The following is a 24,162-nucleotide window of genomic DNA, read 5'->3' as shown; positions in this document are numbered from 1 at the left end:
CGGGCCGGGCGATAAACGATCAGGAAAAAAGATAGGGAAACAGCGCTTTTCGTTCCGCCTCGGTCAGTGATTCCACCCGCACAATATTGTTGTGCGGGATGCTTTCCGGATCGGGGTAATTTTTCAGGCCGCGCTCCAGGCTCGCTTCGCGCAGAATATGCAGTATCGGATAGGGGGCGCGGTTGGTCAGGTTTTCCGCATCCTCGGGTTGCGTGCCCGCGAACTGATAGTGCGGGTGGAAGCTGGCGATCTGATAGGTGCCTTCATAGCCTTGGCGCTGCAGTAACCACTCGGCGTCGTCGAGAAAAAAATTGTAGTCGTGAAAGTCCCGCAACTGTGTGGGTAATATCAGCAGTGTGGTTTCCACTTCCTCTTCGCTGCAGCGGTCCAGCACCTGAAATTCCTGTAGCAGCTCTTCCAGCAACACCTCGTTGCACTTCTCGCCGGCGGCGTCGCTTACCACAAAACGGATCTGTCCGGCGCGCAGCGGCTTGCGGGCGAAGGGGCAGAGGTTCAGCCCTACCACAACGTCCTGCAGCCACTGTTGTACCTGAGCGATGACCGGATCGCTGTCTGTCATAACAACCTGACCCGGCTTACCACATCAAATCGTCGGGGATTTCGTAGCCCGCGTAGGGATCGTCTTCCTCCACCGGAGCAGACTGCGCGGGTGGTTGGACCACCATGGCCGGATTGCGCTCGGCGATCTTGTCGGCGATCACCCGCGGTACCAGCTCGAAATGTTCTCCTTCCCCGACAATCAGCAGGCGGCCGGCAATCAGGTGGTCCTGCACCGCGGCGGAGACATACAGTTTTTTCACTTTCTTGTCGAAGGTGAAGTGGTAGGCAATATCGTTCTGGCCACTGGCGCCCTTGGGCTGTTTGTTGCGCTCAATCAGCTGTTTGATCTGTGCGGCGATGGCTTTCTGCTGCGCTGCGGCTTCGCGCTGGGCGTTCAGTTCGCGGTCGCGGGCAACCTTTTCAGCGCGAGCCTGTTCGGCGGCGAGCTTGGCTTCATCCACCTGCACATCGCCAGACTTCTTGGCCACTTTGTTCTGCTTGCGCTTTTCCTTGCTGATCTGCTTGGCTTTCTTGCCGTCTACCAGTCCGGCCTTGAGCAGTTGGTCCTGGAGTGATGCCATGGGTACATACCTGATCGGAAAGTTCTGGCGGGAATTCTAGCGGATTTCGGGGGAGGATCGCAGTAGATGGGTTCAACGAGTTAAGAACTCTGGTGTCGGATGTGAAGGTGGCGCTGCCGGCACAGCTTTGCAAGACCTTCCGCGAGAAGGGCCGAGCGGAAGAGCCCCCATGGATGGGTTGAGGGGGGCGCCTAGCTCGTGTCTTGCAAGGCTGTGCCGGCATGGCACTGCCACGAAATCAGATTGAACTGAAGGGTTCTTAGTTCTGTGCAAATACCAACTTTGCCGTCACCGGCACGATCGGGCTGATGCTGTCGAGACCGGCTACCTGACGCAGCTTTTCAATGCCCTCCAGCAGTTTGTAATTGCCGGCGTTGATCACGATGGGGGAGCCTGTGGTGACCAGCAGCTTGCCACCTTCCAGACCGGTGACCTGCAGGGTCGCCTTTTCGGACTGCTGCTGGCCGTGTACGTCAACGGTGATATCCGCGCTGATAGACGCCGTCTGGCCCGGCTTCAGGGCTTTCAGTTTGGCCGCATCCACATCGGCGCTGATGGTGGCCTTGGCGAACTTGGCAGTCTCGAACAGCATCTGCTGCATGCGCTCGTTGCGGATGGGGATATTGGTTTCCACGCTTGCCAGGTCGATGACCAGCTGCGCCTTGCCCGCGTCGGAGATGTTGCCACTCAGGCTCTTGAAGTGGTGCATCTCGGCGATGTTCGCTTTCTTGACGGAAACAAAGTTGACGCTGGAGTCGTCACCGGCCAGCTGCCAGTCGGCGAATGCAGAAGCGGGCAGGGCGAGCAGGGACGCCAGAGCAAAGGACTTGAAGGACATGGTGATTCTCCTGTTTCAACCAATCGTTAATAGCGGGTGCATCGCGAGCCCGTGCCGGGAATACGGCAGGGCGACCGGACACGGCCAATCAGTTCCAGATGAGAAACACTATCAGCCGGCGCGTCTGTAGGCCAGTAAAGGATGGTGAATTATGTATGTACGTCTTACAAAAAAAGCCGGCGCGGGGCCGGCTGCAAGTTGAGGATGGCTCTCGTAGAGAGAGATTCCCAGGGGTGGCGGCCGGGGAGCCGCCGGAGGAGGCCCGGATACTGCTGGGAAACCGGTATCCGAGTTTGGGGTCTGTGTTGCGATCAGCTCGCCAGCGACAGGGCCTCTGCCGGCTCGTCAGCCACCGAGGTGCGGATCAGGTAGTCGAAGGCGCCCAGTGCGGCCGTGGCTCCGGCACCCATGGAGATCACGATCTGCTTGTAGGGCACCGTGGTGGCGTCGCCGGCGGCAAACACGCCAAGGATGGAGGTGGCACCGCGGCCGTCGATCACGATCTCGCCCATCCGGTTCATTTCCAGGCCGCTGTCTTTGAGGAACTCAGTATTCGGCACCAGGCCGATCTGCACGAAGATCCCGGCGAGTTCCAGCTGCCTGCTCTCACCGCTGACACGATCGGTGTAGCGCAAGCCATTCACCTTGCTGCCGTCGCCGAGCACTTCGGTGGTCTGCGCATTGGTAATGATGTCGATGTTGGCCATGGAACGGGCCTTGCGCACCAGCACCTCATCGGCACGCAGGGTGTCGGCGAATTCCAGCACGGTCACGTGTTTGACGATGCCGGCGAGGTCGATGGCTGCTTCAATTCCGGAGTTGCCACCGCCGACCACCGCCACCGACTTGCCCTTGAAGAAGGGCCCGTCGCAATGAGGGCAGTAGGCCACGCCCCTGGTGCGGTACTCGGCCTCGCCGGGCACGCCCAGCTCGCGCCAGCGCGCACCGGTGGCAAGGATCACGGATTTGCTCGCGAGGGTCGCGCCGCTCTGGAGCTGCAGCTCAATCAACTTGTCGCGTTTTAACTGGGCGGCACGCTGTCCGGTGATGATGTCCACACCGTACTCCTTCACGTGCTGCTCGAGACCCGCGGCCAGTTTCGGGCCCTCGGTGTAGGGCACGGAGATGAAGTTCTCGATACCCACGGTATCCATCACCTGGCCACCGAAGCGCTCTGCTACCAGCGCGGTGCGGATGCCCTTACGCGCGGTGTAAATGGCCGCCGCCGCACCGGCGGGGCCGCCGCCAAGTACCAGCACATCGTAGGGCTCGCGCTCACTCAGTTCAGCGGCCTTGCGCTGCTCGGCACCGGTGTCGATCTTGGCCACAATTTCTTCAAGGCTCATACGACCCTGGCCGAAGTGTTCGCCATTCAGGTACACCGCGGGCACCGCCATGATCTGGCGCTGCTCCACTTCGTCCTGAAACAGGGCGCCGTCGATCATCTCGTGGGTGATGTTCGGGTTCAGTTTCGCCATCAGGTTCAGCGCCTGGACCACGTCCGGGCAGTTCTGGCACGACAGCGAGATGTAGGTTTCAAAGTGGTATTCGCCCTGGATGTTGCGGATCTGCTCCTGCAGCGCCGGGTCCGCCTTGGACGGATGGCCGCCGGCCTGGAGCAGGGCGAGTACCAGGGAGGTGAATTCGTGGCCCATGGGGATGCCGGCGAAGCTGACGCGCGGGGTTTCTCCGACAGGCGCGATGGCCATACTCGGGGTGCGCTTGCGGCTCTCCTGCTTTACTTCAATCTTGCTGGAGAGGCCGGCGATTTCGCTGGCGAGGTTGTTCAGTTCAACAGCCTTGGGGCTGCTGTCGGCGGACACACTGATCTCAATCGGAGTGACGATATTCTGCAGATAGGTGTCCAGTTGTTTCTTTACGTTTGCGTCCAACATCGGTGTGTCCTGAAATTTGGGGGTGAGTCTTCGTGGTTCTATTCGAAGTTTTGTGGCGGTACTGCTACCGGGTATTGCCTTGTGAGACACGCCGTGAACCCATCCATGGGGGCTCTTCCGCGAGGTCCCTCTCGCGGAAGGTCTCACAAGGCAATACCCGGCATCAGCACCTTCTCGGATAGTTCAACTCATTGAATTAACCCAAGAAGGCAGTTCTTTAAATTTTGCCTACGAGATCCAGGGAAGGAGCCAGAGTCGCTTCGCCTTCTTTCCACTTGGCCGGGCACACTTCACCCGGGTGGGCGGCAACGTACTGGGCGGCTTTGATCTTGCGCAGCAGGTCCTGTGCGTCGCGGCCGATACCGCCGGCGTTGATCTCCACAATCTGGATCTTGCCTTCCGGGTCGATCACGAAGGTGCCGCGGTCGGCGATGCCTTCTTCCTCGATCATCACACCGAAGTTGCGGGTGATGGTGCCGGTGGGGTCGCCGATCATCGGGAACTGGATCTTGCCGATGGTCTCGGAGGTGTCGTGCCACGCCTTGTGGGTGAAGTGGGTGTCGGTGGAGACCGAGTAGATCTCTACACCCAGCTTCTGGAATTCGGCGTAGTTGTCCGCCAGGTCGCCAAGTTCGGTCGGGCACACGAAGGTGAAGTCGGCCGGGTAGAAGAACACCACAGACCACTTGCCTTTCAGGTCCGCGTCAGAAACGTCGAAGAAGTCGCCAGCCTGGTAGGCTTTGGCTTTGAAGGGTTTGATTTCGCTGTTGATGTAGTTAGCCATGGTATTTCCAAATCTCCTGAGAGAAGTTTTGCCCCGTGGTTTGGGGCGTGGGTTATCGGGTACGGGAGAAATACTATTAGCTTACGGTTTTTGATAAAAATAATTGATTTCTATGAGTCTGATAGCTATGGTCGATAGATAAGTGCTTTTTCATAGCTTTTGGTGCTTTTGGTCGTTTCTTACAGATGCGGCAAACTCAGCGGATAGCGCCGGATTGACGGCACACGGAGACCAGTCGGTCATTTATCGAGGCAGAAATGGAAGACGCAGGCGAGGACACCATGGGTAGGTGCAAACGGAAGTTTCGGTGAAGCAGATACTCGTGATGGCGCTCAGTATTCAGGCTGTCGTGGCGGCCGTTGCCTGGGCCGGTCTTTATTTCAGCCGTATTGATGTGTCCTGGGGTATCGGTAGCGCACCGCTGTATATTGCGCTCGGGATTACCGGCGCATTGGTTAGCTACTGGATCGCCCGCGCGATTACCGTTTCCAATTCCGATTTTGGCGCGACACTGCGGGATCACTGCAAAAAATTGCACCTGGCATTTCGCCACTTGAACTGGTGGCAGATTGCCGTGCTTGCACTGGCTGCTGGTGTCTGCGAAGAGCTGTTGTTCCGTGGCTTTTTACAACCCTGGATCGCGTCTTTGTTTACGCCCAGTGCACCCATCGTGGGGCTGGTGGTGGCATCCGTAGTTTTTGGTTTGCTCCACTATGCCTCGTTCATTTATTTTCTGATTACTGCAGTGATGGGGCTTGTTCTCGGCTTGGTGTATTGGTTAAGCGAAAGCCTGCTCGCCGTGGTCGTCTGGCACGGTGTGTACGACCTGATTGCGCTCGGCGTGTTGGCGAAATTTCCACAGCGCCTTGGGGTATACCCAGATGTGGTGGATAAGCCGCGGTAACTCTCGGCATTCCGTCCATTTCAGATCCATAGCTGCAACGCGAGTAACACGACGGATGCCGTCACCATCAATGCCACCAGTGCCAACACACCGTCGTGGGCAACAAGCGCAAGCCCGAACGCGGTGAGCGCAATACCGGCGATGGTGGCGGAAAAAGGCAATATTTCCATGGCGGGTAATGCCAGGGCTATCGCGGTGCATACCAGGGCAATCAGGTAAGTCCCACTTCGGTAAACCAGTAGCGGCAGGCGCGGCTGCAGCCAGCGGTCAACAAACGCGGCCGGCCGCTGCAGCCACAGCAGGGTGCTGTGAAAGCGGGTGCCGCTGGTGGATTTTTGCAGGAGCCACCTGGGTAACCACAGGTGCCGGCGCAGTAACAGCATTTGTAGGGAAGCCAGCAGAATAAGCAGGCCCATCAATGTGGGCATGCCGGGGATACCGGACAGTGGTGAGAAGAGTATGAGTCCGGCAATCAGTATCAGCGGGGCGAAGGAGCGTTGCCCCAGTACTTCAAGAACCTGAGCGAGGGATATACGGTCCTGTTCCGGCGCAAGCTGCTCAAGTTGCCGCAGCAGTTGGCTCAGATTTTTGATTTCATTTGCCATCACGTAGTGCTGTGGTCGTGGTGTTCCTGCTTTCGGGTATGTCGTTCGTGCCACTCCAGTACGAATACCGTCAACGCCGGCAGCATGGTCAGCGTCACCACCGTTGCGCCGATAATCCCCGCCATCACAATCACACCCACGCCCCGATAGAGCTCGGTACCGGCACCAGGCAGAAACACCAGCGGTGCCAGCCCGCAGATGGTGGTGATGGTGGAAATGGCGATGGGGCGCAGGCGGGAGTCCACTGCTTCCTGTACCGCTGCCACGGCGTGCATACCGTCTTCTTTTACATTGGAAATGGCCCGGTGCACGATCAGGATGGGGTTGTTGACTACGGTGCCCATGAGGATCAGGAATCCGAGCATGGAGATCATGTCGAACGGTTGGTGCACGCCTTCAAACCCCATGTTGCGCAAGCTGGCGCCGACAAAATTCAGCAGTGCCAACCCGGCGATCCCCGCGGCGATGCCCAAGGGTATGGTGGTCATGATCAGCAGTGGGTAACCCCAGTGTGCAAAGATCGCCACCATCAACAGGTAGATGATGGCAAGCGCCACCAGATAGTTGTTGCCGAGAGAAGCGCGGGTGGCATCCAGTTGGTCGGCGGCACCGGAGATATTCATGGAAACACCAAGCGGCACCTGGCCGTTGTCGCGCATGAACTGCACCAGTTCCGTACGCACTTTTTCCACGCCGGTTTCAAGCGCCACGGCGCGGGGCGGAATGATGTTCAGGGTAACGGTGCGACGGCCATCGATGCGGCGCACGGTGGCGGTATCCACGGTTTCCTCGATATCCGCCAGTTCCGACAGCGGCAACACGGCGCCGCTGGGAGTGTAGACAAAGATCTGTTCCAGGGTCTCGATGGTGGCTTCCGGGCCCTGCCGGTTGTACAGGTAGATATCGATCTTGTCGTCGTCCAGAAAGAACTCATTGACGAAGGCGCCGTCGGTCAGTGCCGCAACGGCGAAACCGATGTCTTCTGCACTCATGCCCACTTCCGCGGCGCGCTCCCAGTTCGGTTTCACTTCCAGCAGCGGCTGCGCCAGCGAGAGGCTCGCGGGTTGGGTCTGGATATTCGGATTGTCGAAAATTTCCTGGGCGCGGCTGTAGGCGGTGCGCGCAACCTGATAAAGGTCCGCGAGGTTCGCGCCGGAAATATCCAGGTTGACACTGCGGGTGCCGCCGTCGTTGCTGCTGATGATGGAACCGCGGGTGGCGAAGGCGCGCATACCGGGGTAGCTCTCGTATTTCTGCACAATGATGCTCATGAGCTCGTCGATGTGCCTGGGATCTTTCGTCTCCGCGATGATGCGCAGGCTCTGGGGCGACACGCTGATAATAAAAAACTTCATCGGCGGTACTTCCGCGTCGCCGCGGTCGAACGCTGCCGGCTCCTGTTCCACATAGGGCAGAAAATACGCCTGCAATTCGAGGGCGATTTCCTTCATGGTGGCCAGGTTGTAGCCGGGGGGCGCATTCATGCTGGCAAAGGTTTTCGCCTCTTCACCTTCCGGAAGGTACTCCGCCGGCGGTGTCAGCAGCAGGACAATGGCGAGGCTGGTGGCCGCGGTGAAGGCGATGCAGTAAAGGCGCCTTGCGGGTGAGGCTAGCAACCACTGAATCCGGTCGATGACCGCGTGACGCAGTTTACTGTGCTCGATATTGTCGGCGCTGGTACCGTCAAATTTGAGGCGCGCACTGGCGGTGGGGATCACGGTGATCGCCACCAGCATGGACATCAGGATGGACGCGGAAATGGCGATGGCGATATCGGAATACAGTTGCCCGGCTTCCTCGGCGATAAATACCACCGGCAGGAACACCATCACCGTGGTAAGGGTAGAGGCCAGCACTGCCGGCCACACCTTTTTCACACCGCTGATGGCCGCGTCCAGCCGATTGAGACCGCGGCGGCGCTCGAGCTCAATGCTCTCCAGCACCACGATGCTGTTGTCCAGGGTCATACCAATGGAGAAGGCCACGCCGGCCAGGGATATGACATTGATGGTGCGCCCGGCAATCAGAAGGCCGATAAACGCGGCAATGGTACAGATGGGAATGCCGACAACACCCAGCGCCGTTGTGCGAAACGAGCGCAGAAACCAGTACATGATAGCGGTGGCGAGGAGGGCGCCCAGAGCGAGATTTTTCCACACATTGAATATGGAGGCCTGCACATATCCCACGTCGTCGGCGGTCAGCGAGAGCTGCATGCCCTGGGGCACCAGCAGCTCGCGGTTGATGCGCTCGACTTCCTGCACCATGGCCCGCTTGATGTCGATGACGTTGGAGCCGCTCTCGCGGCGGATGGACAGGCTGATGACCGGGAGGCCGTTGACGTAGGCGCTGCTGCGGATCTTGAAATGATCCAGTGTGATTTCGGCCACGTCGCGAAGATACACAATACCGTCGCCATCGCGGCGCAGGATCAGCGCACGCAGTTCTTCCAGATCCTTGAACCGCCCCAGTGTGCGCAGCAGATAGCGGCGCTTGCCGCTCTCCACTTCGCCACCGGAAATATCCCGGTTGCGCGCACCAATCGCCGCGCGCACCTCCGCGAGAGTGAGATTGCGCTCGGCGAGCCGCTCGGGCTTGAGACGAATCTGGATCTGGCGTTCGGCACCGCCGCCCACATCCACCTGTGCGACGCCGGGTACGCCGGACATGCGCGGGCGCACGTTATCTTCCACATAGTCCCGCAGCATATCCATGTCCAGGCCGCGCGGGTTGCCCGGCAGGGGCGACACCCGGTAGTACATGAAGGCGTTGGAGGAAAACGAGGTGGCGTATACCCGTGGTTCGTCCACATTTTCCGGGTAGGAGGGCACCTGGGTGAGGGCGTTGTTGACGCGGATCTGGGTCTCAAGGATATCCACCCCGAAGGGGAATTCCAGCTCGATATCCGCGGAGCCGAGATCGGCGGTGGACTGCAGTTCCTGCAAGTAGGGAATGTTGCGCAGGTATTCCTCCTGCTCGATCAGGATTTCCTTTTCAATGTCCTGCGGGGTCGCGCCGGGCCAGCTGGTGCGGATGGAGATGGTGCGCACCTCGAGGTCCGGAATCATCTGCACGGGAATGCGGAACGCCGCCACCAGCCCGAGAATCCCAATAATCAGCACCGTCACGGTGACAAGAATTCCGTGCCTAACGATCTGCTCGAACATCAGCGGTTATCCGCCTCTGAAGTTGCAATTGGCGCCGGTTTGAGAACGGCCTGCTGCCCAGGTTGCAGGCTCTCGTTGCCGCGCACGATCACGCGCTCACCGGCCTCGATGCCTGAGCGGATTTCGATCATACCGTTGAAGCTGAGGCCAGTAGTCACCTGCTGCTCGCGCACGTTCACCGGCACGCCCCAGTCGCTGCCTGCCGCGGCGACCCACACGGTAATGCGCCCGTCGGGATAGCGCAGCACCGCATCGCGAGGCACCGCGATGCCCTCTCTGTCGCTTTTCAGTTGCAGCACCGCGGAAGCGGACATGCCGGGTATCAGTTCCGGGGGATTCCGTGAACCGGCGTCGATCACAGTACGCAGCAGGAAGGTGCGGCTGCCACTGCGGCTGACCGGTATCTTGTGCTCCACCCGCGTATTCAGGGTCTGGCCGTTGTCGAGCGTTACGCGGATGCGGGTCTGTGGCCGGATGCGGGGATAGTATCGCTGCGGCACCTGGAAATCCGCGCGCAGTGAATCCGTGTCCACCAGTTCGAACAGCGCCGTGCCCGGTTCGACCCACTCGCCTACGTCCACTTCCCGCAGGCTGATGATGCCGGAAAACGGGGCGTCGACCCGGTGCCGTCGGAGCAGGGCGCTCAGACGTTCGGTTTCCACCTGCGCGGCCTGCAATTGTGCGCTGCGCTCGCGCACTTCGGAGCCCAGGCTTTCCACCTCCGTCTCGGCCACATGCTTGTCCCCCAGCAGCCGCTGCAGTTCTGCCAGGCGCCGGCGGCTGTCCGCCACCGTCTCGCGCACCCGCGCCACCTCGGCGAGCGCCGCGTCGCGGTTGATGCTGCTGAGTTCCGGGTCCAGTTTCAGCAACAGGTCACCTTTCTGCACGCGGTCGCCGATGTCGGTGTGGATCTCGTGGATCAGGCCGGCAACCTCCGCGGACAGTAGCGCTTGCCGCAACGGGTTGATGGTTCCGGTGACAGGGACCTCCTCGATCAATGGCTGCCGCTTTGCAATCACGCCCTCAACGGCCATGGGTGCCGCTGCGGTGGCGTCACCGGCCGCATATGCGACGATCGCACCGGTAAAAGCGAGAAAGGTGAGCAGGGCTGTAAAAAGGAGTTTGAAAGACCACATGAGCCAAGTTCATAAATTGTATGTGGCTAGTGTAGTAATCGCGCCACGTACCGTGATGACGCGATGGGATTCGGAAATCGTGCAGGCCTTAAATAAGAAAAAATAATCAAACTGATTTGGCGGTTTTATGGATTGGAGGCGCACATTAAGAATTTTCCAGTCTCGTTCAGTAGGTTGTCGCTGGATGCCTTCTGTTCATCAATCTTCGGCTGTACCAGCGCCTATATTCACAACCAGATATTTTCATTACGAACACGCCGGTTTCTCTCAGGAGGCACAGCAATGATTAAAAAGGTGATAACCCTTTCCGCCGCCGTCGCAATGACAATCGCGACACTCTCCGCCAGTGTTTTGACTCAGGCGCAGAACAACCCCATGCCTGAGGATACGCCGCCGGGTGAGCCAAAGCCCAATACCTTCTGGTGGCCGGATATGCTGGATCTCAGCCCATTGCGGGATCACGCGAAGTCATCGAGTCCGATGGCGGATGACTTTGATTACGCGAAAGCGTTCAACAGCCTGGACCTGAACGCGGTCAAGAAAGACATCGAAAAAGTGCTCACCACCTCACAGGACTGGTGGCCGGCAGATTACGGTCACTATGGCCCGCTGATGATCCGTATGGCGTGGCACAGCGCAGGGACTTACCGGGTGGGTGACGGTCGCGGCGGCGCCGGCGGTGGCCAGCAGCGCTTTGACCCGCTGAACAGCTGGCCAGACAACGTCAGCCTCGACAAGGCGCGCCGTTTGCTGTGGCCGATCAAACAGAAGTACGGCAATGCACTTTCCTGGGCCGACCTGATGATTCTCACGGGCAACGTGTCGCTGGAATCCATGGGGTTCAAGACCTTTGGCTTTGCCGGTGGACGCAAGGACGACTGGGAGCCGGAGCGGGTTTACTGGGGCCCCGAGACCAAGATGCTGGATTACGAAAAACGCTTTCAGGGCAAGGGGCTGGATCGCCAGTTGGCGGCAACGGTGATGGGCCTGATCTACGTCAACCCGGAGGGGCCAGGCGCAAGCCTTGACCCGAAGTTGGCCGCGGAAAGAATTCGCCTGTCATTCGGGCGTATGGCCATGAATGACGAAGAGACGGTTGCCCTGATTGCCGGTGGCCACGCGTTCGGTAAAACCCACGGTGCGGTCAAGGCCGACTGTATCGGCAAAGAACCGGCGGCTGCGCCCATTGAACAGCAGGGTTTTGGCTGGAAAAACAAATGCGGCAAAGGCAACGCGGAAGATACCTTCACCAGCGGCCTGGAAGGCGCCTGGACGATCACCCCGGCGCAGTGGAGTCACAACTTCCTCGACAATCTGTTCAAGTTCGAATGGAAGAAATCCAAAGGGCCGGGCGGCGGTACCGTCTGGATACCCACAGACCCCAATGCCGCCAACATGGTGCCGGACGCACACCTGAAAGATAAGCGACACGCACCGATCATGCTGACCACGGACCTGGCACTGATTGAGGATCCGGCCTATCGCAAGATTTCCGAGCGATTCCACAAGAATCCGAAAGAGCTGGAAGATGCTTTTGCGCGTGCCTGGTTCAAGCTGACCCATCGGGATCTGGGCCCGAAATCCCGCTACCTGGGGCCGGAAGTGCCAAAAGAAGATCTGCTATGGCAGGATCCCATACCCGCAGTGGATTACACCTTGCTGGATGAGGGAGACGTCGAACAGCTCAAATCCAGGATTCTCGCCTCCGGGCTGACCGTGCCGGAACTGGTGCGTACCGCCTGGGCGTCGGCCTCCACCTTCAGGGGTTCGGATATGCGCGGTGGCGCGAATGGCGCGCGTATCCGCTTCGCACCGCAGAAGGACTGGCCGGCAAATGATCCCAAGGAGCTGGCCAAGGTACTGGCGAAGCTGGAGTCCATCCAGAAGAGCTTCAACGGATCGCTTTCCGGCGGCAAAAAGGTTTCTATGGCAGACACCATTGTCATCGCGGGCAACGCCGCTGTTGAGCAGGCCGCAAAAAAGGCGGGTCACAATGTGAAGGTGCCATTCAAGCCGGGGCGCAATGACGCGACGGTGGAGATGACCGACGTTGAATCCTTTTCCTGGCTGGAGCCGCGCGCAGACGGCTTCCGCAACTATTACGCCAGTGACAATTCCGTATCGCCGACGAGAATGCTGATTGATCGGGCCGACCTGCTCACGCTCACTGTCCCTGAAATGACGGTGCTGGTTGGGGGCATGCGCGCACTCGGCGCCAATACCGGCAACTCGAGGCGCGGTGTCTTTACCGATAAACCCGGAACACTCAGCAATGACTTTTTCGTGAACCTGTTGAACATGGATACGGAATGGTCCAAATCATCCAGTGGTGAGGGGGTCTACGAAGGGAAAGACCGCAAAACCGGTAAGGTCAAATGGACAGCAACACCGGTAGACCTCATCTTCGGATCAAACTCCGAGCTGCGTGCCGTATCGGAGTACTACGCGACGGAAGAGGCGGAAGCGGCTTTTGTGAATGATTTTGTCCAGGCGTGGGGCAAAGTCATGAACCTGGATCAATTCAACTGAGCGGTGAAAGGTTGGTATTTGCATTGCATACTCGACAGAACTTTCCGGAACGGGCGGCCTGCTGGCCGCCCGTTTCTGCTTTCTGGCTTTATAAAAGTCCGGGGTGGTGATCCATCGGCAAATATTTGCGTACTATAAGTGAATTTCTGAGTGGAAGTGGAAACCCGGATGAACCAGTTGAATCTACTGCCCGGTATTGTATTGGTGTTGCTGATGGCCGGTCGCGCCTGGGGGGCGGAGCTGGAAGTCCGGGTGCAAAATGCGCCGACAACCGGTGCGTTGGTGTTCCAGATCTACGACAACCCCGATGCCTTCGGTGATTTTCGCAGTCCGCGCAGCGAGTCCCGCCAGGCGATCAATACGGATGGAGTGTATCGGATCACGGGTGTGCCAGCCGGGACCGTAGCGTTGCTGGTTTATGGTGACGAGAACAACAATCTCGCACTGGACCGCACCTTTATCGGTATTCCAAAAGAGCCGATAGGCCTGTCAAACCATTATCGTCCCAAGGGACCGCCGAGCTTCCAGCGTGCGAGTTTTACTCTGGCAGAAAATGAAACCAGAAATGTCGACATCGAGATGTACCAGGTGCTCGGCGAATCCGGCCAGTGGGGTGTTGGTATCGGGGTGATCGGCCGCAGCAGTCCTTATCTCGGATCGGACAGCTCAGTGGTGCAGGTCATCCCGGCCATTACCTATTTCGGCGAGCGACTGCAGTGGGTAGGGCCGAGTCTGCGATACGGCCTGTTTGGCAGCGACCGATCCCGTTTCGCAGTCAATGCCGCCTACCGCGTCGGTGCCTACGAAGAAGATGACAGTCCGATCCTTGTGGGACTTGGTGACCGCGACAGCACCCTGATGGCGGGGGTAGGTGTGGTATACGACGGCCCGAACCGGATCGATGTGGACTTCCGTTATCAGCACGATGTGCTCGACCGCTTTGGGGGTGGTACCGCGGAGCTTCGGGTTTCCAAAGGATTTCAAACGGGAAATGTGAGTTGGGCACCTTCGCTCGGTGTGAACTGGCTGAGTGACGATCTCGCCAATTACGACTTCGGCGTGCCGCGCTGGGCAGCGTTGCCGGGTAGACCTGCCTACGATGTAGGAAGTACTGTAACAGCAGAGGTTGGTGTAGGAGGAATATTGGAAATTAACGAACACTGGCGCCTGGTGCTGGACGTGAACACCGAATACCTGGGCAACGATATTGCTGACAGCCCGATAGTCGATGACGACTATGTGCTCAAGGGTTTCGCAGCGATCACCTACACCTTCTGAGATATTAGACCTTAATGGTCACTAAAGCGTTAGTAGCCACCAGGATTTAAGACATTAAATCCTGGTGGCCAGATTTAGCGTGCCACTACAGCTTTGCCTAGAAGTATTGCTTTGTGCAGATTGGTGGGCAAAATACGAGCAATCGAACCATCATTGCTGCCTACCTTAAAAAAATGAATATTAGAGTCCATTTCTACAGACTGGGCTCCGCCACGCATTAAGGCGCCATGTAATTCCGCCTTAGGTATTTTGTAATTTTTAGCGGCGCTGTATATGTAAAAGTAGAGCTCGGTGGCTACTCCTAGAATTCTCGCTGCTTCGATAACTGTGCTGGTGACATCCTTGTACAGCTGCTCATTAGCTTTTATACGTGTATAGGTGTCCATTTCGGTTTCGCCTTCAACGTTCAAGTTTTTCACATATACATTACTGATAAAATCAGTGGGCCTGGCATCAAATTTCCAGCAGGCGATTTTTACTGCTTCTACCAAGTTTTCCATATAGGGTATTTGGGAAAGGTATCTGGCGGAGAGGAAGGTCAGAGTCGGCTGGAAAGCCTCGCTGTGCGAGCGATTGAGATTTCGGTCACTTACTCAATAAGTTCGAATACGCAGATTTATGCTGGAATAACTGATTGGTCGGTTGTTTTCGAGGTCCGGGTGGCCGATGTAGCGGATCCCGGTGCTGCATCCACCGGCAACAGGTGCACCGGCAAATTGCGCTTGTGTTGGTGTTGCGTAGAAAGTGGTGTTCCCCTCGACGCAATTCAGTAGCTGGCTGTGGCGTTCAAGCGGCGTGGCACCTGCCGGCAGACGGGTGTGCCACGCCGGGTGTTGCCATTGGGGGCAGCCGAGAAAATAGGGGAGTTTCATCGTTTTACAGTGATTAATTTTATGGTTCGAATGTATGGGAAGTGCACCGCAAGTCAAGTCTGCACATTTCGTTTTAAATCATTAGAATGCGCAGCCTTTTGGCCATTCGGATAACTGTGAATTGGCTGTTCACTTTTGATCTCTATGACGTTGACTGAGGTTCCATGATCGTATTTACCCTTACAAATGACGTAACCGATGACGTATGGGTGGGCACTGCCCGCGAAGGGTTAACCCCAGAGGCCCGCTTCAAGCAACTGCAGCAAGCGCTTCCCCTTGGTATCGATCACGCGTTTTACCGGGAACTGAAAGTCTTTGGCCCGCATTCATACTCCGTTGAGCTGTTTGCGGTGGCTGAAGACCGCCTGGAGCTGCAACAGCTGGTAGAAGAGGCGCTGGATACCTACAATGGAAAAAGCCTTGTCGGCATCACCACGGTTCTGCCCGGCGCAACCAAGGCCGCGCTGAGCAAACCCAAGCCGAAACCCCGCCCCGGTGTCGGTGCTGCGCCTGTTAGCTCTGCCCCGGCAAGTACCACAACCAAGCGCACCGCAAAGCCGGCGAAAGAAAAACTGGCGACCGGACGCACCGGAAGTGCAGCCCGCGAACGCGCGATCAAGGCCGGGATCGAAGCGGAGAAGGCCGCAATGGCCGCGGCCAAAGCGAAACGGGCGCAGGAGGAGGCGGATGAAATGAAACGCATCCTGGCTTCACTGGATGCTAGGGGGTCAACCCTTTCCAGGCGTTGAGTTTGTGTCAGTCTGAACAGTTTCTCAGGGTGGGAACGGATTCCGGCCTTTGGGATAAGTGCCAGATCAAGTGCCGCTGTAGAAACCACCTGTTTCTAGCGCGCGGCGAATTTCGATGATTACTGCATTATCCAGTTGTCGGTAATCCGGATAGGGGGTGAACAGTAATTGTTTTCTCCGGTCGACGGCGACATTTTCGCAGCTTTCCAATGGCAGCGCATTGTGTTGCAGGTAGGAGAAACGTCGTTGGTTGTCTTTGCCTCCGATCCAATGCCAAGGCCTGCTCTCGAGATTGCACAGGGTTGGGTTGATGCTGATGGCAGAACTTTCCAGCAACCTCGAATCCCTGAACTGACGCCAGTTTTCCAGATCCGGGCTACAGATTTTGGCCAGTAGAGTGGCAATTTTCCGCCAATGGTTTGTGTTGTTGGCGATCAGAGTCTGGATATTTGGTCGCTCGGTCAATTCGTCAAAGGAATTGGGTTTGTGAGGTACATAGAGCACCAGCCGAGGGCTCTTGCTGCCAATCATGGGGGTAGGCAAGGGGCCATCCTTCAAATCATTCGATGTTGTTTGGAGCACATCTGTCGTTAAATACCTTTGATAACAGTAAATGTGTTCCCGGTCCGATAATTCGTGTAGATAAGTTTCTTGTCGGTCAAATCTTGTACCCGATACACTTCCTGAAATAGAACATTTTCACCATTCCGGGATTTGGTGATAACTGAATAAAGACATCCAGAGTAACTCCAGAGTCCGCTTTCCTTCGAAGTGTGTAGGCCTTCAGGGCTGGAAAGCTCGAACTGAATTTGATAGGTGCCATCGGCAAACCGGGTCACTTTCCATTTCTGGAGGTTGCCGTCATCCAGTGTCTTCTGCCCGTACCAGTTGCCCAGCAGTTTTTCCACCGGAAAGTTGTGGCATTCGTTGGTATTCGTATAGGCATCGTTGGAGAGGGAGTATTCGGCATCAGGAAGTGAGTATTTCTCCAGCTCGTCGGGCTGCGTTGCATACTCGTATACAAAGTACATGGAAAGCCCGATGGTAGAGCCTATTCCAGCGACAAAGCCTCCTAAGAGAAGTAGTATGGTTTTGAGCATGTGGGTCGGCTCCGATATCTGAAAATCAGTTTGAATCGGTAGAGCTATCCGTTGCCCGTGTTTTATTCAAAGATGAAAAAGCCCCGCTCTCACGAGCGGGGCTTTTTTTAGCGTCAGTCCGCCCGCTACTTAAACCGCAACATCCTGAATCTCGGTAGCGGCGATGCGCTTGCCTTCTTCGGCAGATTTCTGGAATTCCTCAATCTGGTCGAAGTTCAGGTAGCGATAAATCTCCGCGGACATGGAGTCCAGATTCTGCGCGTACTGCTGGTACTCCTCGGGAGTCGGCAGTTTGCCCAGGATCGCACCCACAGAGGCCAGTTCCGCAGAGGTCAGGTACACATTGGCACCGTCGCCCAGGCGGTTCGGGAAGTTACGGGTGGAGGTGGACAGCACGGTGCTGTTTGGAGCTACACGTGCCTGGTTACCCATGCACAGGGAGCATCCGGGCATCTCGGTGCGGGCACCGGCGGCGCCGTAGATGTTGTAGTAGCCTTCTTCCATCAGTTGGTGCTCGTCCATTTTGGTGGGCGGAGCGATCCACATACGGGTGGAAATACCACCTTTGTGCTGCTGCAGCAGTTTACCGGCGGCGCGGAAGTGGCCGATGTTGGTCATGCAGGAACCGAGGAATACCTCGTCCACCTTGTCACCGGCAACGGAAGACAGCAGACGCGCGTCGTCCGGGTCGTTCGGTGCACACACGATCGGCTCTTTCACATCGGCCAGGTCGATCTCGATTACCGCGGCGTATTCCGCGTCGGCGTCGGCGCTCATCAGCTCCGGGTTGGCCAGCCACTCTTCCATAGCGCGCGCGCGGCGCTCCAGGGTGCGCTTGGAGCCGTAACCTTCCGCAATCATCCAGCGCAGCAGGGTGATGTTGGAGCGCAGGTATTCGGCGATGGCTTCTTCCGGCAGCTTGATGGTACAGCCGGCCGCGGAGCGCTCGGCGGAGGCATCGGACAGTTCGAACGCCTGCTCGACGGTCAGGTGGTCCAGACCTTCGATCTCGAGGATGCGGCCGGAGAATATGTTCTTCTTGCCTTTCTTCTCGACGGTCAACAGGCCTTGCTGGATCGCGTAGTAGGGGATGGCATGTACCAGGTCACGCAGGGTGATGCCCGGCTGCAGTTCGCCTTTGAAGCGCACCAGTACGGATTCCGGCATATCCAGCGGCATAACACCGGTGGCCGCGGCAAACGCCACGAGACCGGAACCGGCCGGGAAGGAAATGCCCATCGGGAAACGGGTGTGGGAGTCACCACCGGTACCCACGGTGTCCGGCAGCAGCATGCGGTTCAGCCAGCTGTGGATGATGCCGTCACCCGGGCGCAGGGAAACACCGCCGCGGTTCATGATGAAGTCGGGCAGGGTGTGCTGGGTGTCGATGTCCACGGGCTTCGGGTAAGCCGCGGTGTGACAGAAGGACTGCATGGTGAGATCTGCGGAGAAGCCCAGGCACGCCAGGTCTTTCAGTTCGTCACGGGTCATCGGACCGGTGGTGTCCTGGGAGCCAACGGTGGTCATTTTCGGCTCGCAGTAAGTACCGGGGCGGATACCTTCCACGCCGCAGGCCTTGCCGACCATTTTCTGTGCCAGGGTGTAGCCCTTGCCGGTGTCGGCAGGCTGCTCTGGCTTGCGGAACAGATCGGAAGCGCCCAGACCCAGGGATTCGCGGGCCTTGGTGGTCAGGCCGCGGCCGATGATCAGGTTGATCCGGCCACCCGCCTGAACTTCGTCCAGCAGCACGTCGGATTTCAGCGCGAACTCGGACAGCACTTTGCCGTCTTCAGACAGGATCTTGCCGTCGTAGGGACGGATCTCGATCACGTCACCCATGTTCAGGTCGTCAACCGGGGCTTCGAATACCAGTGCGCCGGCATCTTCCATGGTGTTGTAGAAGATCGGTGCAACTTTGCCGCCGATACAGATGCCACCGCCTTTCTTGTTCGGCACACCCGGCATTTCGTCGCCGAAGTACCACAGAACGGAGTTGGTGGCGGATTTACGGGAAGAGCCGGTGCCCACTACGTCGCCGACGAAGGCAACCGGCAGGCCTTTGGCCTGTACTTCTTTGATCTGCTTCAGCGGGCCGGTCACGCCGTGTTCTTCCGGGGTGAGACCGTCGCGGGTCATCTTGTACATGGCCAACGCGTGCAGAGGGATGTCCGGGCGGGACCAGGCGTCTGGTGCCGGGGACAGGTCGTCGGTGTTGGTTTCGCCGGTTACCTTGAATACGGCAACCTTGATGCTCTCGGCAACTTTGTCGCGCTTGGTGAACCATTCGCCATCGGCCCAGGACTGGATTACGGCTTTGGCGTGTTCGTTACCGGCTTTGGCCTTCTCTTCCACGTCGTGGAAGGCGTCGAACATCAACAGGGTGCCTTTCAGCTGCTCGGCCGCCAGTGCGCCCAGATTGGCATCGTCCAGCAGTTCAACCAGGGTGGAAATGTTGTATCCGCCCAGCATCATGCCCAGCAGTTTGGTGGCGTGTTCGCCGTCAATCAGCGGGGATTTCGCTTCGCCTTTGACGATGGCGGTAAGGAAACCGGCTTTTACGTAAGCCGCTTCGTCCACGCCCGGCGGTACGCGATTGGTGATCAGGTCCAGCAACTCCTGCTCTTCACCCGCGGGCGGGTTTTTCAGCAGTTCAACCAGGCCGGCCACTTGCTCAGCGTTCAGGGGCTTGGGCGGGATACCTTGTTCGGCGCGCTCGGCGACGTGTTTGCGATAGGCTTCAAGCACGGATAATTCCCTCTGTGTATGTGGGGTAGAACCAACAGCTTTCCAGGAATCCGGTTGTGACTAATGCGCCAGCCGAACTCCGATAATTAACAATGGCCGCTGGAGGCGGGTGGCGAATTCTACATTAAAGGCTAGACCCTGTTAAGTTCGCTGAAAAATCAATAACTTACGCAAATTGTCGCCATTCACAAAATGAATAAAGGTCGATTATCCACCTTTTTGAAAGTGAGAATTAATCGCATTTTGTGGGCGGGGACGAGAGCACTATCCATCCTGTGAATGGGTCAATCCGCTCATCAAAAATGCTATTCTCTGCCGCTTGCTTTCACACCTGTGATCCGGGACGGCAGGACCAAGAGGTATTCACGCTGCATGGTGATCTATAAAAAAGTGCGCACGCCCTGTATCGGCGTTTGCTCCACCGGAATCGGAGACAACGTTTGCCGTGGCTGCAAGCGCTTTGCCCACGAAGTGATTGACTGGAATGCGTATTCGGAAGAGCAGCGCCGGATCATAGCGGAGCGTCGTGACGGTTATCTTGCAAATGCCGTGCGCAGTCAGCTGGAAATTGTAGATCAAAACCTGTTGCTGACGCAGATGCGCCATCAGCAGATCCGTTTTAATGAAGACCAGAACCCTTACTGCTGGGTGTTTGAGTTGCTGCGCGCGGGTGCCAGTCAGATTGACAACCTTGCGCACTACGGGCTTGCCGCTGTGGGTGCCGCGCACGGCGTGGCGCTGACGGAGGTGAAGCGCCGGATCGACGATGACTTCTATGCGCTTTCCGTGGCGTATTACCAGAGATTCGTGGCGCCGGGGCTGCAATCGGCGTGACCCCAGGCTTGAATCAGTGCCGGTGTCAGGGGGGCGGGCCCTTTAAACTTTCCGGTCTCTGATACGAACGGCAGCTTGCCGCGCGCGCTGCTGGTTCTGATTCACCCGTCAGCGATTAGCGCGACAACCTATCATCCGTGTGCAGATGCACCCTGAGCGCCGGCAGAAAGGCCTCCGTGGCTATTTTCAGGTCCCGTCGCTGGCGTCTGCGGCTGGCCGGAGGGGTGTGCTCGACCCGGGTAAATTCGGGCAGTCGTCCGTTGTCGCCGCCTTCGACCAGCACCGGCATGGCGGAGTAGCCCACCTGTCGATAGTGGTCTTGCGGCTCGCCGTGAAAAATTTCCGCCACTTGCAGGTTAGGGCGGCTTTGAACCTGAACCTGCCGAAGAGACTCGTGCTGTTTCTGATGCAATCCCGCCAGTAACTGCCGCTGATATTGAATGCCCGGGTCCTCCCCCAGGGGGTCCAGCTGCACCAGCTTTTTCTCACACCACTCTGCGGAAACCCTGCGAATGGACTTGCGGGCCTTGATCCAGCTCAGTGCGATGCCATCGGGTTTTTCTCCGCAGACGAGTATCTGCCGGTAGCACTGGCGCAGGTGCGCGCGCGGGTATCCGGCGTCGGCCAGCGCATCGCGCAGCCGCCCGTCCCGCTCAAGGGGAGGGCGGTCACTCAGGCAGGCTTTGAACGTATTGGTCACTTGCTGGAAGTGGTGCTTGCTTTGGTTCAGTCGCTGCGCCAGCTCAATAGCGGAGCGCGGAACCGCCAGCAATCCAGGGATTTGTAGAGTCTGCCGCGCGTCTCCCAGCTCAGTGCCTTCGCCGTAATCCAGCAGGGAAAACAGGGCGCCGGCAAGCCGGAAAGGTTGCTCAAATGGCTGCGCCAGGCGTTGGGCGGCTTCTAGTGCAAAGGCTGGTTGAAGAAGATAGCTCTCCCAAGAGCGTGCGCTCTGCTGAACCTGTTCGAGGGTATCTCGCAGTTCGGCAGCTTGTTTGTGCATATCCGCGAGTATCGACGGCAGCAAGCGAGTCAGTTCGGAAATGGATTTTGCGGTATCGGGCATCAGTGGCGCTCCCGTGACATAGCTGGCCGTAGTGCGGCATATAAGTGTTCATATGGTTGCAAATATTAATCCACTTAATAAGCCGTTACCATATTTTGTGAATTACGGGACCAACCCTTCGCGCCCGCTGCCAGCAGTGGTTGAGGTTATCCAGTAAAGGGGAGAGCGGGTATACTGCGCCGGCGCTGCACCTGCCCCGGAAATGGGGTGTGCCGATGTTTGTGTGCGTTTTTCCTGTCGAGTCCAGTAGCTGCCCATGTCTAACGAAGTGCCTGATCTTTCCGCCATTCACGAGTTTCTTTTGTGTGAAACGCCCGACGCCTGGGTGCAGGCGGCGCTCGCCGAGCCGGAAATGATGCTGGTGGACCACGCCAACTGCGAAAAAAAAGCAGCCGGTACCGCGCTGAACCTTATGTTCCGCTATCTGGACAATTTCGAACTGTTGAACAAGATGTCACGTCTTGCGCGTGAAGAGCTGCGGCATTTCGAGCAGGTGATTGCGATCATGAAGAAGCGCGGAATCAGGTATCCGCATGTCAGTGCATCCCGCTATGCCGCGGGCCTGCGAGATCAGGTGCGGGGCGCGGAGCCGGGCAGGCTGGTGGATACCCTGATCTGCGGCGCAATCATCGAGGCGCGCTCCTGCGAGCGCTTTGCGAAAGTTGCTCCCCATCTGGATGACGAGCTACAGAAATTTTATCTGTCCCTACTGAAGTCGGAGGCGCGCCATTTTAGGGATTATCTGGCCCTTGCGCAGAAGGCAACCGATGAGGACATCCAGCCTAGAGTGCGTGCGCTGCTGGAAGTGGACCGTTCGCTGGTTGAGGGAGCGGACAGTGAGTTTCGTTTCCACAGTGGCGTACCGCGGTAGCACCTGCCATCCCAAATTTTCAGCCTACTGATTTCCTCGTCACACCGCGGACGGCAAGGCCGATTGCATATGTAACGGAGGTGTGTTTTCAGCGCTGATTTGACGAAATATTATCGGCGTTGTGGTTCCTCGTGGGGGAGTGTGGGTCGCTCAATGGGTTGTGGTTCGCGTTCGTTCAGTTTTGTTTCTTTCATCTGCCCCACGGATATCCAGAAAAATACAACCAGTGCGCCTATGGTGACGGTTAGCGTAAGGTAGCGCACCCACTTTGGCGCTGGCCCTTCGGGCAGGTGGTGCAACTCCTGAACTTCTCTTTTGCGGTTGAGTGTGAGCGCATAGAAGACGATCGTGGAAATAACAAAAATCAGCGACCAGCGCGTTTGGCCACCGTCGGACCCTACCAGTGCCATCAGGCAGTAAACCGCCGCAAGCAACAGGATCAAGGTAAACAGGTTGTATTGTTTCTGCGGCATCTTCCCGTAGCCAAGTACTTTCAATGCCACTGCCGAGTAGATGTATGGGAGCAGCGTCATAATTACGGCGACAGAGGCAATTTTGCCAAATTGTTCGCTTGCCGTAGGAGACATGGTGGCCAGTACCTGCACTGACATTAACGCTGCCACAAGCGCGAGTCCGGCGGTGGGAACACCCTTGTCGTTGGTTTTGGAAAACAGCCCCGGAAATAGCCCGTCATCCGCCGCCGCTTTGGCGGATTGCCCAACCAGCAGCGTCCAGCCGCCAAGTGAGCCGATACATCCCACAGCGGCGCATATGGCGACGACATTTGCAGCGGTATTGCCAAGGGCCAGCCGTGCTGCATCGGCAAAGGGAGCAGAGGATGTGATGAGTTCTTTGTTTGGAATCATCCCCATGATCACCGATGAGCTCAGAACATACGCGACTGAAGCGAGTATGACGCCGCCGACAGTGGCAATGGGTACATTGCGGGTGGGGTTCTTTACTACGCCTGCGGATACGGAGGCGGTTTCTACCCCGATGAATGCCCAGAGTGTGAATGTCAGCGTGGCCATAACGGCGCTCACACTGCTTTTGCCAGATACATTCCAGCCGTCGCTGAATGTCTGCCCGTTAAACCAGAACCAGCCGAGCACAGCCGTGCCGAGAATCGGGATCAGCACCAGGCCGGTGGTCCAGGACTGGATGCGGCCGACGGTTTTCGGGCCCAGTATATTGGCGTAGGTGAGAAGCCAGATCACCGCGATTTGCGCCAGCGCGAAGGTAATCGGCTCTTTCAGTGGTGGGAAAAAATGCGTGAGGTAGCCGAGACCGGCGGTGGCCAGTGCGACATTGCCGACCACATTGGCGAGCCAGTATACGAGATTGGTCTGGTATCCCATGTAGTCGCCGAACGCGGCACGGGCGTAGGCATAGGGTCCCCCCGCAGCCGGATATAGCGATGCGAGCCGTGCAAAGACCAGAGCGAGTGCGACGGCGCCGGCGACCGTTATCAGCCAGCCGATCAGCGAAATACTGCCGACCACTGCGAGGTTGGCGGGCAGCATGAATACGCCGGAACCCATCATGTTGCCGGCGACCATCAACGTTGCCGGGACCAGTCCAATTTTGTTTTCTTCCGCAGTTTGCGCAGCCATTGGCGTTCTCTGAGCAGGATCTGACCGTGGTGATACC

Annotated in this window: 21 protein-coding genes; 6 read left to right on the top strand and 15 right to left on the bottom strand. The window is 57.8% G+C overall.

Annotation, left to right across the window (positions count from 1 at the left end; translation table 11 throughout):
• Window positions 1–19: 19 nt before the first annotated feature.
• The 5 genes from FDY93_RS05455 to ahpC form a co-directional block, all read right to left on the bottom strand.
• Window positions 20–580 (bottom strand): DUF1415 domain-containing protein, encoded by a 561-nt coding sequence (locus FDY93_RS05455; RefSeq protein WP_138234731.1) that lies wholly within the window; start codon window positions 578–580, stop codon window positions 20–22.
• Window positions 581–596: 16 nt separating this feature from the next.
• Window positions 597–1,142, bottom strand: a complete 546-nt coding sequence (locus FDY93_RS05450) for a DUF2058 domain-containing protein (protein WP_138234730.1) — start codon at window positions 1,140–1,142, stop codon at window positions 597–599.
• A gap of 259 nt (window positions 1,143–1,401) precedes the next feature.
• Complete coding sequence (locus FDY93_RS05445) at window positions 1,402–1,980, bottom strand: YceI family protein (protein WP_138234729.1); 579 nt, start codon at window positions 1,978–1,980, stop codon at window positions 1,402–1,404.
• Window positions 1,981–2,291: 311 nt separating this feature from the next.
• Window positions 2,292–3,875: an alkyl hydroperoxide reductase subunit F gene (gene ahpF, locus FDY93_RS05440; RefSeq protein ID WP_138234728.1), complete on the bottom strand. Its 1,584-nt coding sequence runs from the start codon at window positions 3,873–3,875 to the stop codon at window positions 2,292–2,294.
• 217 nt (window positions 3,876–4,092) lie between these two features.
• Window positions 4,093–4,659 carry an alkyl hydroperoxide reductase subunit C gene (ahpC, locus tag FDY93_RS05435; protein ID WP_138234727.1) on the bottom strand — a complete coding sequence of 189 codons (567 nt, stop codon included), beginning with the start codon at window positions 4,657–4,659 and terminating at the stop codon, window positions 4,093–4,095.
• A gap of 307 nt (window positions 4,660–4,966) precedes the next feature.
• On the opposite strand from ahpC, the gene FDY93_RS05430 reads away from it, so the two are divergent.
• Window positions 4,967–5,563, top strand: coding sequence for a CPBP family intramembrane glutamic endopeptidase (locus FDY93_RS05430; RefSeq protein ID WP_138234726.1), 597 nt, complete (start codon window positions 4,967–4,969; stop codon window positions 5,561–5,563).
• 20 nt (window positions 5,564–5,583) lie between these two features.
• Here FDY93_RS05430 and FDY93_RS05425 read toward each other — a convergent pair whose 3' ends face one another.
• From FDY93_RS05425 to FDY93_RS05415, 3 genes are read right to left on the bottom strand one after another with little or no spacing between them, the layout of a single operon-like run.
• Window positions 5,584–6,168: an exopolysaccharide biosynthesis protein gene (locus FDY93_RS05425; RefSeq protein WP_138234725.1), complete on the bottom strand. Its 585-nt coding sequence runs from the start codon at window positions 6,166–6,168 to the stop codon at window positions 5,584–5,586.
• Window positions 6,168–9,335 carry an efflux RND transporter permease subunit gene (locus FDY93_RS05420; RefSeq protein ID WP_138234724.1) on the bottom strand — a complete coding sequence of 1,056 codons (3,168 nt, stop codon included), beginning with the start codon at window positions 9,333–9,335 and terminating at the stop codon, window positions 6,168–6,170. The genes FDY93_RS05425 and FDY93_RS05420 overlap by 1 nt, the downstream gene beginning before the upstream one ends.
• The gene (locus FDY93_RS05415; protein WP_138234723.1) at window positions 9,335–10,471 is read right to left on the bottom strand and encodes an efflux RND transporter periplasmic adaptor subunit; all 1,137 of its coding nucleotides are present in this window, start codon (window positions 10,469–10,471) and stop codon (window positions 9,335–9,337) included. Before FDY93_RS05415 ends, FDY93_RS05420 begins: the two co-directional genes overlap by 1 nt.
• Before the next feature lie 282 nt (window positions 10,472–10,753).
• On the opposite strand from FDY93_RS05415, the gene katG reads away from it, so the two are divergent.
• Window positions 10,754–13,000: a catalase/peroxidase HPI gene (gene katG, locus FDY93_RS05410; protein WP_138234722.1), complete on the top strand. Its 2,247-nt coding sequence runs from the start codon at window positions 10,754–10,756 to the stop codon at window positions 12,998–13,000.
• Between the two features lie 168 nt (window positions 13,001–13,168).
• Window positions 13,169–14,278, top strand: coding sequence for a MipA/OmpV family protein (locus FDY93_RS05405; RefSeq protein WP_138234721.1), 1,110 nt, complete (start codon window positions 13,169–13,171; stop codon window positions 14,276–14,278).
• 74 nt (window positions 14,279–14,352) lie between these two features.
• Here FDY93_RS05405 and FDY93_RS05400 read toward each other — a convergent pair whose 3' ends face one another.
• Both FDY93_RS05400 and FDY93_RS05395 read right to left on the bottom strand, forming a co-directional pair.
• Entirely contained in the window at window positions 14,353–14,778 is a 426-nt protein-coding gene (locus tag FDY93_RS05400) for a hypothetical protein (protein WP_138234720.1), read from the bottom strand.
• Window positions 14,779–14,871: 93 nt separating this feature from the next.
• A complete protein-coding gene (locus FDY93_RS05395) occupies window positions 14,872–15,150 on the bottom strand; it encodes a DUF72 domain-containing protein (RefSeq protein ID WP_138234719.1) in 279 nt (92 codons plus the stop codon).
• Window positions 15,151–15,314: 164 nt separating this feature from the next.
• Between FDY93_RS05395 and FDY93_RS05390 the strand changes: the two genes are divergently transcribed.
• Window positions 15,315–15,899 carry a GIY-YIG nuclease family protein gene (locus FDY93_RS05390; protein ID WP_138234718.1) on the top strand — a complete coding sequence of 195 codons (585 nt, stop codon included), beginning with the start codon at window positions 15,315–15,317 and terminating at the stop codon, window positions 15,897–15,899.
• Window positions 15,900–15,965: 66 nt separating this feature from the next.
• Here FDY93_RS05390 and FDY93_RS05385 read toward each other — a convergent pair whose 3' ends face one another.
• The 3 genes from FDY93_RS05385 to acnB form a co-directional block, all read right to left on the bottom strand.
• Entirely contained in the window at window positions 15,966–16,442 is a 477-nt protein-coding gene (locus tag FDY93_RS05385; RefSeq protein ID WP_220446104.1) for a DUF6942 family protein, read from the bottom strand.
• Window positions 16,443–16,489: 47 nt separating this feature from the next.
• The gene (locus FDY93_RS05380) at window positions 16,490–16,999 is read right to left on the bottom strand and encodes a hypothetical protein (protein ID WP_138234717.1); all 510 of its coding nucleotides are present in this window, start codon (window positions 16,997–16,999) and stop codon (window positions 16,490–16,492) included.
• A 129-nt stretch (window positions 17,000–17,128) separates the two neighbouring features.
• Entirely contained in the window at window positions 17,129–19,744 is a 2,616-nt protein-coding gene (acnB, locus tag FDY93_RS05375; protein ID WP_138234716.1) for a bifunctional aconitate hydratase 2/2-methylisocitrate dehydratase, read from the bottom strand.
• A gap of 372 nt (window positions 19,745–20,116) precedes the next feature.
• Here acnB and FDY93_RS05370 point away from each other — a divergent pair, with 372 nt between their 5' ends.
• The gene (locus FDY93_RS05370; protein WP_138234715.1) at window positions 20,117–20,578 is read left to right on the top strand and encodes a DUF1289 domain-containing protein; all 462 of its coding nucleotides are present in this window, start codon (window positions 20,117–20,119) and stop codon (window positions 20,576–20,578) included.
• 115 nt (window positions 20,579–20,693) lie between these two features.
• On the opposite strand, the gene FDY93_RS05365 is transcribed toward FDY93_RS05370, so the two are convergent.
• Window positions 20,694–21,641, bottom strand: a complete 948-nt coding sequence (locus FDY93_RS05365; protein ID WP_138234714.1) for a hypothetical protein — start codon at window positions 21,639–21,641, stop codon at window positions 20,694–20,696.
• A gap of 256 nt (window positions 21,642–21,897) precedes the next feature.
• Here FDY93_RS05365 and FDY93_RS05360 point away from each other — a divergent pair, with 256 nt between their 5' ends.
• Entirely contained in the window at window positions 21,898–22,512 is a 615-nt protein-coding gene (locus FDY93_RS05360) for a MiaE family protein (RefSeq protein ID WP_138234713.1), read from the top strand.
• Window positions 22,513–22,622: 110 nt separating this feature from the next.
• Here FDY93_RS05360 and adiC read toward each other — a convergent pair whose 3' ends face one another.
• Complete coding sequence (gene adiC, locus FDY93_RS05355; RefSeq protein WP_138234712.1) at window positions 22,623–24,125, bottom strand: arginine/agmatine antiporter; 1,503 nt, start codon at window positions 24,123–24,125, stop codon at window positions 22,623–22,625.
• Between the last annotated feature and the right edge of the window lie 37 nt (window positions 24,126–24,162).

Source organism: Microbulbifer harenosus (assembly GCF_005771435.1).
GTDB classification, from domain to species: Bacteria; Pseudomonadota; Gammaproteobacteria; order Pseudomonadales; family Cellvibrionaceae; genus Microbulbifer; species Microbulbifer harenosus.
This window is presented reverse-complemented; position numbering and strand designations above follow the sequence as displayed.

What these genes read in the sequence shown, in the direction of transcription:
- FDY93_RS05455 (WP_138234731.1), bottom strand. Translation starts at nt 580, where the DNA reads ATGACAGACAGCGATCCGGTCATCGCTCAGGTACAACAGTGGCTGCAG.
- FDY93_RS05450 (WP_138234730.1), bottom strand. Translation starts at nt 1,142, where the DNA reads ATGGCATCACTCCAGGACCAACTGCTCAAGGCCGGACTGGTAGACGGC.
- FDY93_RS05445 (WP_138234729.1), bottom strand. Translation starts at nt 1,980, where the DNA reads ATGTCCTTCAAGTCCTTTGCTCTGGCGTCCCTGCTCGCCCTGCCCGCT.
- ahpF (WP_138234728.1), bottom strand. Translation starts at nt 3,875, where the DNA reads ATGTTGGACGCAAACGTAAAGAAACAACTGGACACCTATCTGCAGAAT.
- ahpC (WP_138234727.1), bottom strand. Translation starts at nt 4,659, where the DNA reads ATGGCTAACTACATCAACAGCGAAATCAAACCCTTCAAAGCCAAAGCC.
- FDY93_RS05425 (WP_138234725.1), bottom strand. Translation starts at nt 6,168, where the DNA reads ATGGCAAATGAAATCAAAAATCTGAGCCAACTGCTGCGGCAACTTGAG.
- FDY93_RS05420 (WP_138234724.1), bottom strand. Translation starts at nt 9,335, where the DNA reads ATGTTCGAGCAGATCGTTAGGCACGGAATTCTTGTCACCGTGACGGTG.
- FDY93_RS05415 (WP_138234723.1), bottom strand. Translation starts at nt 10,471, where the DNA reads ATGTGGTCTTTCAAACTCCTTTTTACAGCCCTGCTCACCTTTCTCGCT.
- katG (WP_138234722.1), top strand. Translation starts at nt 10,754, where the DNA reads ATGATTAAAAAGGTGATAACCCTTTCCGCCGCCGTCGCAATGACAATC.
- FDY93_RS05405 (WP_138234721.1), top strand. Translation starts at nt 13,169, where the DNA reads ATGAACCAGTTGAATCTACTGCCCGGTATTGTATTGGTGTTGCTGATG.
- FDY93_RS05400 (WP_138234720.1), bottom strand. Translation starts at nt 14,778, where the DNA reads ATGGAAAACTTGGTAGAAGCAGTAAAAATCGCCTGCTGGAAATTTGAT.
- FDY93_RS05395 (WP_138234719.1), bottom strand. Translation starts at nt 15,150, where the DNA reads ATGAAACTCCCCTATTTTCTCGGCTGCCCCCAATGGCAACACCCGGCG.
- FDY93_RS05390 (WP_138234718.1), top strand. Translation starts at nt 15,315, where the DNA reads ATGATCGTATTTACCCTTACAAATGACGTAACCGATGACGTATGGGTG.
- FDY93_RS05380 (WP_138234717.1), bottom strand. Translation starts at nt 16,999, where the DNA reads ATGCTCAAAACCATACTACTTCTCTTAGGAGGCTTTGTCGCTGGAATA.
- FDY93_RS05370 (WP_138234715.1), top strand. Translation starts at nt 20,117, where the DNA reads ATGGTGATCTATAAAAAAGTGCGCACGCCCTGTATCGGCGTTTGCTCC.
- FDY93_RS05365 (WP_138234714.1), bottom strand. Translation starts at nt 21,641, where the DNA reads ATGCCCGATACCGCAAAATCCATTTCCGAACTGACTCGCTTGCTGCCG.
- FDY93_RS05360 (WP_138234713.1), top strand. Translation starts at nt 21,898, where the DNA reads ATGTCTAACGAAGTGCCTGATCTTTCCGCCATTCACGAGTTTCTTTTG.
- adiC (WP_138234712.1), bottom strand. Translation starts at nt 24,125, where the DNA reads ATGGCTGCGCAAACTGCGGAAGAAAACAAAATTGGACTGGTCCCGGCA.